The sequence below is a fragment of the Microcoleus pseudofavosus SVA1_A4 genome, assembly GCF_036700565.1.
In the GTDB taxonomy this organism is placed as follows: domain Bacteria; phylum Cyanobacteriota; class Cyanobacteriia; order Cyanobacteriales; family Microcoleaceae; genus Microcoleus.
Genome location: NZ_JAUBPE010000145.1, coordinates 1 through 5,843, shown reverse-complemented (window position 1 = coordinate 5,843; position 5,843 = coordinate 1). Strand labels below are relative to the sequence as shown.

Annotated in this window: 10 protein-coding genes and 1 pseudogene; 7 read left to right on the top strand and 4 right to left on the bottom strand. The window is 45.3% G+C overall.

The genetic code is table 11. The features are described from left to right. Positions 1 to 73: 73 nt before the first annotated feature. The 4 genes from QUA02_RS32615 to ndhC all read right to left on the bottom strand — a co-directional run bounded on the left by QUA02_RS32615 (position 74) and on the right by ndhC (position 2,799). The gene (locus tag QUA02_RS32615; RefSeq protein WP_333033862.1) at positions 74 to 1,072 is read right to left on the bottom strand and encodes a coiled-coil domain-containing protein; all 999 of its coding nucleotides are present in this window, start codon (positions 1,070 to 1,072) and stop codon (positions 74 to 76) included. A gap of 152 nt (positions 1,073 to 1,224) precedes the next feature. Beyond that, positions 1,225 to 1,728 (bottom strand): NAD(P)H-quinone oxidoreductase subunit J, encoded by a 504-nt coding sequence (locus QUA02_RS32610; RefSeq protein WP_333033861.1) that lies wholly within the window; start codon positions 1,726 to 1,728, stop codon positions 1,225 to 1,227. Beyond that, positions 1,721 to 2,446 carry a photosynthetic/respiratory NAD(P)H-quinone oxidoreductase subunit K gene (gene ndhK, locus QUA02_RS32605; protein ID WP_333033860.1) on the bottom strand — a complete coding sequence of 242 codons (726 nt, stop codon included), beginning with the start codon at positions 2,444 to 2,446 and terminating at the stop codon, positions 1,721 to 1,723. The genes QUA02_RS32610 and ndhK overlap by 8 nt, the downstream gene beginning before the upstream one ends. Beyond that, positions 2,437 to 2,799 (bottom strand): photosynthetic/respiratory NAD(P)H-quinone oxidoreductase subunit C, encoded by a 363-nt coding sequence (ndhC, locus tag QUA02_RS32600; protein ID WP_006635500.1) that lies wholly within the window; start codon positions 2,797 to 2,799, stop codon positions 2,437 to 2,439. The genes ndhK and ndhC overlap by 10 nt, the downstream gene beginning before the upstream one ends. Before the next feature lie 366 nt (positions 2,800 to 3,165). On the opposite strand from ndhC, the gene QUA02_RS32595 reads away from it, so the two are divergent. The 7 genes and pseudogenes from QUA02_RS32595 to QUA02_RS32565 form a co-directional block, all read left to right on the top strand. Next, positions 3,166 to 3,501 (top strand): rubredoxin, encoded by a 336-nt coding sequence (locus QUA02_RS32595; RefSeq protein WP_333033859.1) that lies wholly within the window; start codon positions 3,166 to 3,168, stop codon positions 3,499 to 3,501. After that, positions 3,488 to 4,501, top strand: a complete 1,014-nt coding sequence (locus QUA02_RS32590) for a photosynthesis system II assembly factor Ycf48 (protein WP_172190235.1) — start codon at positions 3,488 to 3,490, stop codon at positions 4,499 to 4,501. The genes QUA02_RS32595 and QUA02_RS32590 overlap by 14 nt, the downstream gene beginning before the upstream one ends. Positions 4,502 to 4,557: 56 nt before the next feature. Continuing rightward, a complete protein-coding gene (psbE, locus tag QUA02_RS32585; protein ID WP_293128707.1) occupies positions 4,558 to 4,806 on the top strand; it encodes a cytochrome b559 subunit alpha in 249 nt (82 codons plus the stop codon). Between the two features lie 20 nt (positions 4,807 to 4,826). Continuing rightward, on the top strand, positions 4,827 to 4,964 hold the full coding sequence (psbF, locus tag QUA02_RS32580) for a cytochrome b559 subunit beta (protein WP_006635504.1): 138 nt from the start codon (positions 4,827 to 4,829) through the stop codon (positions 4,962 to 4,964). 9 nt (positions 4,965 to 4,973) lie between these two features. Continuing rightward, positions 4,974 to 5,096 carry a photosystem II reaction center protein PsbL gene (psbL, locus tag QUA02_RS32575; protein WP_006635505.1) on the top strand — a complete coding sequence of 41 codons (123 nt, stop codon included), beginning with the start codon at positions 4,974 to 4,976 and terminating at the stop codon, positions 5,094 to 5,096. A 69-nt stretch (positions 5,097 to 5,165) separates the two neighbouring features. Next, complete coding sequence (locus tag QUA02_RS32570; protein ID WP_172190233.1) at positions 5,166 to 5,288, top strand: photosystem II reaction center protein J; 123 nt, start codon at positions 5,166 to 5,168, stop codon at positions 5,286 to 5,288. 204 nt (positions 5,289 to 5,492) lie between these two features. Then, positions 5,493 to 5,843 (top strand): annotated as a pseudogene (locus QUA02_RS32565) (hypothetical protein); the annotation flags it as partial.

Here is a 5,843-nt window from a genome sequence, read left to right as displayed (position 1 = left end):
CGTGATGCTATATCTGCCCATTCTTGTGACTTATTTATGCCTTCTCTGATTCCACAATCTCAGACCTGAATCCTTACGTTGCAAGCAGCCGATTATTTTCCTCTTTCATCTTTTCAATGGTAGCCCTACATTTACTTTTCTCCTGCTCAAGCTCTGTTTCCAGTTGAGTTATTACCTGTTCCAAGTTTTTAATTTTTTGCTCAAGAGGTGCAACTCTATTTTTCTCGTCCTTAAGCTGTCGCTCTAAACTTATTTTGGCTTTTTCTAGCTCTCTGGCATTCCCTTCTAGTTGCTTAACTTTTGTTTCTAATTGACGTAAATTGGAGTTTAATGAATTTAAATCTAATTGTGTTTTTTCTTGCTCTAGCTGGTTATTATCTATCTCTAAAGGTTGAATTCGGTCTAGTGCTCGTCTTAGTTCTGACTCTAAAGAGTTTTTGCTAGCTCGGAGTTGTAGATTATCTTGCGTCAATCTAGTATTATTATCTTTAACTTGATTTAACTCTCTCCTCAAAACGTCTCTTTCTTGCTGTAAATCCGTATTTGTTTTAATGAGTGATTGATTTTGGGCTATGACTTCATTAAGCTGGTTAGTAACCTCTTTAACTTTCTCGATTAAAAATTCCCACGTTATAAACTCTATATCTTGACTGCTGAGAGAACCACCCAATTCTTGAATAAGAACTTTTTTATGAGCTTCTAGTTCTTCAACTTTTTGTTGAAAGTAAACATTTTCAATCCGAAGATTGGTTGAAATTTTCCTTACTTCATCTCTTTCGCTCTCAACGCTTGCTAACTGTTGTTGTAGCCTTTGAACCGTCTGCTTCAAAGAATTGTTCTCAGTAGTAGCTGCCTTGAGTTCTGCCTCTGTTTGCTTAAATATTGCAAGGATTTGAACTATAAAGGCGGTAAATAGGTTATTTGCTTGTTGTAACTGCTGGTTTATTTGCCTAAGCTCAACTGTCTGTGCTTCGAGCCTGTTATCATCGGGTTTGTTCTTACCCCTGCGAAGTTTCAGGTAAATTATTACGATACTTAGTAAAGCTATTAAACCAGCAGTTTCGTAAACCATACTAATACTTTTTTGAAAATAGCGTTTTTGGACATCGGTTCCCAGGCAGAGCCTAGGAACCAGCTAATTTAAAAAACAGAGGGCGAGTTTCACATAAAACTTAACCCCAAAAGTCAAACTTTATGCTCTAAACCCGCCCTCGCAAAACTCACTTAATAAGCGTCTTGCAATTCGTAAAAATCAGGCGAAATATAATCTTTCCGCAACGGCCAGCCTACCCAATCTTCGTTCATCAAAATCCGTTTCAGATTCGGATGTCCTTCGTAGACGATGCCGTACATATCGTAGGATTCCCGCTCTTGAAAGTCCGCTGCTTTCCAAATCCAGTAGACTGATGGTACCCTTGGATCTTCGCGGGGGATGAATACTTTGACGCGGACTTCTTCGGGGTGCGAAGCGTTGTCTGTCAGCTTAGCCAAGTGGTAGACGCTGACTAAATCTTCTCCCGGCCCTTGGTCGTAGGCGCACTGGCACTGCATATAATTAAACCCGTAGGCGTACAGCGCAGTTGACATGGGAATTAAGAAGTCGCGATCGACCTTTAATATCTCCACACCCAAATTATCCGCCGCTAAAGCTTCGTGTTCAAAGCCATTCTGAGTCAACCACTGGGAAACTTTACCTGCTTCAACAATCGCAGATTCTTGCTCAGCCACGGTTTACCTCCTGTTTTTGTGATGCAAGCAGGGCCGGCGGTACGGGCATTCCCATGGCTTCCGTCAGTTCCTTCGGCGGCGCAATCCGGCCGGGAATTGACAAATATTTGCCGTCCAAAATGTCGTCTACTACTTTCATTTTGTGGGGTCTGGTGTAGTAGCGGTGGGTGGGCAGCAATTTGGCGCGTTCTTGCATCGAATCGTTGGCGATTTTTTTCCGCAGTTTGATAATTGCGTCAATAATCGCTTCTGGACGGGGGGGACAGCCGGGGATGTACAGGTCTACGGGAATCAGTTTGTCAACGCCTCTGACTGCTGTGGGGGAGTCCATGCTGAACATTCCGCCGGTGATCGTGCAGGCGCCCATCGCTATCACGTATTTGGGCTCCGGCATTTGTTCGTACAGTCGCACCAAGATGGGGGCGTACTTCATGGTAATTGTGCCGGCGGTGATGATCAAGTCGGCTTGCCGGGGACTCGATCGCGGTACTAAGCCGAATCTGTCGAAGTCAAAGCGCGATCCGATCAAAGCTGCAAATTCAATGAAGCAGCAGGCCGTGCCGAAAAGCAGCGGCCACAGGCTCGAAAGTCTCGCCCAATTGTAGAGGTCATCCACTGTTGTCAGAATGACGTTCTCTGAGAGTTGGGATGTGACTTCCGGGCGATCGACTGGGTTGACAAGTTGGGCTTTTTGTGATTTGTCAGAACTTAAGACCATTCCAAGGCTCCTTTGCGCCATGCATAGACAAGAGCAATAACGAGGATCGTGATAAAAAACAAGGCTTCAATAAAAGCCAACAGTCCTAGCTGGTTGAAAGCAACCGCCCAAGGATAGAGGAAGACCGTCTCTACGTCGAAGATGACGAAGACCAGGGCGAACATATAATATCGGATGTTGAACTGAATCCAGGCTCCGCCGATCGGCTCGACGCCAGATTCGTAGGTAGTGCGTCGGTCGTAGGGACGACTTTTGGGTCGCAGTACCTTAGACGCCGTGAGGGCGAGGATAGGGACTAGGCTGGAAATTAGCAGGAAGCCTAAAAAATACTCGTAGCCGCTAAGTGCAAACACGGTGAATAATTACTGCCTCGGTGAAAGGGTTTGTAACTCGATCTTTACATTATATAGATTTTGGGTAACTGAAATTACAAGTTGGTTGAGATTAATCATCCATCTTCTGCAATAATTTTTAATGTATATTCTAATATTGTAACTGCCTGTGGAAGACGGGCGGCTGCCTGTGGACGCTAAGTAAGACCATCATCGACGCTTTGTGTCGAACACCCAAGTGGTGTCCCTAACGTGGCATCGGCGGTTGAGACGGGAAACCTCGAAGACGAATAAGACCGTCCTAATATGAGTTTTAGTTGGAAGCCCCAACTATAACGAAGTTTAGTTGGGGTACTTCACGATTAGCTGACCCATAATTTTGGATTTATGAGCGATCGAGCCACGGAGACTAATACCCTCGATCGGCACGAGTGCCGAGCCTGCGGCTACGTCTACAATCCTAAAAAGGGCGATCCTAAAAATGCAATTGCCCCTGGCACTGCTTTTACAGATTTGCCCCAAACTTGGGTCTGTCCCGTTTGCGCAGCGCGCAAGTCGATGTTTCAAAATCTCGGTCAGATGGAAGGGGCGTCGGGATTTAAGGCAAATCAGCGCTACGGTGTCGGTGTCAACGGCTTGACCGAAGGTCAGAAAAGTTTGCTGATTTTTGGCGGCTTGGTCGTTGGTTTCTTGTTTTTACTTAGTATGTATGGTTTGCAGTAAGACGATTGTGAGATTTTGGCAACGAATTGTAATGTTATTGGCCGCTGCGCTCATCTGTACGAGTTGCAGCACGATCGGCTCTGTGAGTTACAACCCCTGGCAAGTGATTTCTTTGCCGACGAAAGCTAATTTGCAGGATATTGCCTTTACGGGCAATCCTCAGCACGGCTGGGTTGTGGGTTCTGAGGCAACTCTGCTCGAAACCTCGGACGGTGGCACTAGCTGGAAGTCTATAGCACTGGATATCGACGATCCGAGGTCGCGTTTTGCGTCGGTGAGTTTTTCGGGTTCAGAAGGCTGGATTGTCGGCCAGCCTTCTGTTTTGCTCCACACGAACGATGAGGGGAAGTCTTGGACGCGGATTGCTTTGAGCTCTCAGTTGCCAGGTTCTCCGAGTACGATCGCAGCTTTGGGCCCGAATTCCGCCGAGATGACCACCGATGTGGGGGCGATTTACCGGACTTCGGACGGCGGCAAAAATTGGAAAGCTGTCGTGCAGGATTCTTTTGGGGTAGTTCGCAATATCAACCGTTCAGAAGACGGTCAGTATGTTGCGGTTTCCTCGAAGGGCAATTTCTACTCGGTGTGGAAACCCGGACAAGAAGCTTGGGAACCTCACAACCGCAACAGTTCTCGCCGCCTGCAAAATATGGGCTTTACCAAGGACGGGCGTTTGTGGATGCTCGCCCGCGGCGGTCAGATTCAGTTTAGCGACCCGTCCAATCCTGAAGGTTGGGGAAAACCGTTTTTTCCCGATCGCAAGGCGAGTTGGGGTTTGCTGGACATGGCTTACCGGACTGATAATGAAGTTTGGGTAGCCGGCGGCGGCGGCAATTTGCTGTGCAGTTTGGACGGCGGGAAAACTTGGCAAAAAGACCGCGAAGTTGAAGATGTTCCTGCTAATTTTTACAGGATTGTCTTTATGGGCCCCGATCGCGGATTTGTGATCGGCGCGAGCGGTACTCTACTTAAATATCAAGGTTCAGCGCAAGCTGCTTGATAGTAGAATATTAATAGAGATTGTCTGTCGATTTGTTGTTGAAAGGAGGATTCTAAATGGCTGGTACAACTGGAGAACGTCCGTTTGGGGACATTATTACAAGTATCCGTTATTGGGTAATTCACAGCATCACCATTCCAGCTTTGTTTGTTGCTGGATGGCTGTTTGTGCAAACGGGTTTGGCTTACGATGCTTTCGGAACTCCTCGCCCTAACCAGTATTTCACACCGCAGCGCGAAGAAGTGCCGATTATCTCGGATCGCTTTGAAGCTAAGAAACAAGTAGATCAGTTCATTGCCAAGTAATTTAACAAGGATTTGGAAAAATGACGAGCAGAACCCCAAACAATGAGCCAATTTCGTATCCGATTTTTACGGTGCGGTGGTTGGCAGTTCATACTTTAGGTGTCCCAACAATTTTTTTCTTGGGCGCGATCGCAGCAATGCAATTTATTCAACGATAGGAGTTTACAATGCCTGAGCGCCTTCCTAATCCCAACGAGCAGCCTGTTGAGTTAAATCGGACTTCTCTTTATTTGGGTCTGTTGTTGATTTTTACTCTGGGTATTTTGTTTTCCAGTTATTTCTTTAATTAACTGGTGCCCCAGTTTGCTTTCGATAGTTCGATCGAATTTGTTTAGCTGTGAATTAGTGAGGTGATGGCTATGTTTAGTGAAAGTGGCAGAATTCCTTTGTGGCTGGTAGCTACTGTCGCAGGCCTGGGTGTTCTGAGCATTTTGGGTCTTTTCTTCTACGGTGCTTATGCCGGTTTGGGTTCTTCGCTGTAAGGAGAACTAAGCTGATTTTCGGCTTTTAACCCCCCTTGAAAAAGGGGGGTTTTAATTATGCGAAGTTTGTTGCTAAATCTGGGATAAATGTTATCGAAAGTGTTGATTTTTGGGCAAGTTTATGATAATAGGACTTACCCATTGACAAAATCACAAAATAGTGCATTGATAAATATGAGTGGTCTACTTTCGAGGTATTTGACAATGAGAAAAACTACCAAACCCTCGACAGCACAATGCAACGCCGAAAAGTATATTTTATTTTTGCTCTTAGAACCAAAGTTTGGGGGGTGTAATAGGTTAGCAGAAATATTGGGAGATGTTTCGCATGATTCTATCAATCGATTTTTATTAAGAGAAAGATATGAACCGAAAGATTTATTCGAGACAGCTCAGAATATTATCACCAAGCGAAGGAGGAATACTGAGTATTGATGATACAGTAATAGAAAAACCTTATAGCGACCCCAAAATCACAAAACTAATCGGTCGTTTTTGGTCTGGCAAATACCATAAAACGATGATAGGGTTAAACTTGATCACCCTGTATTATAG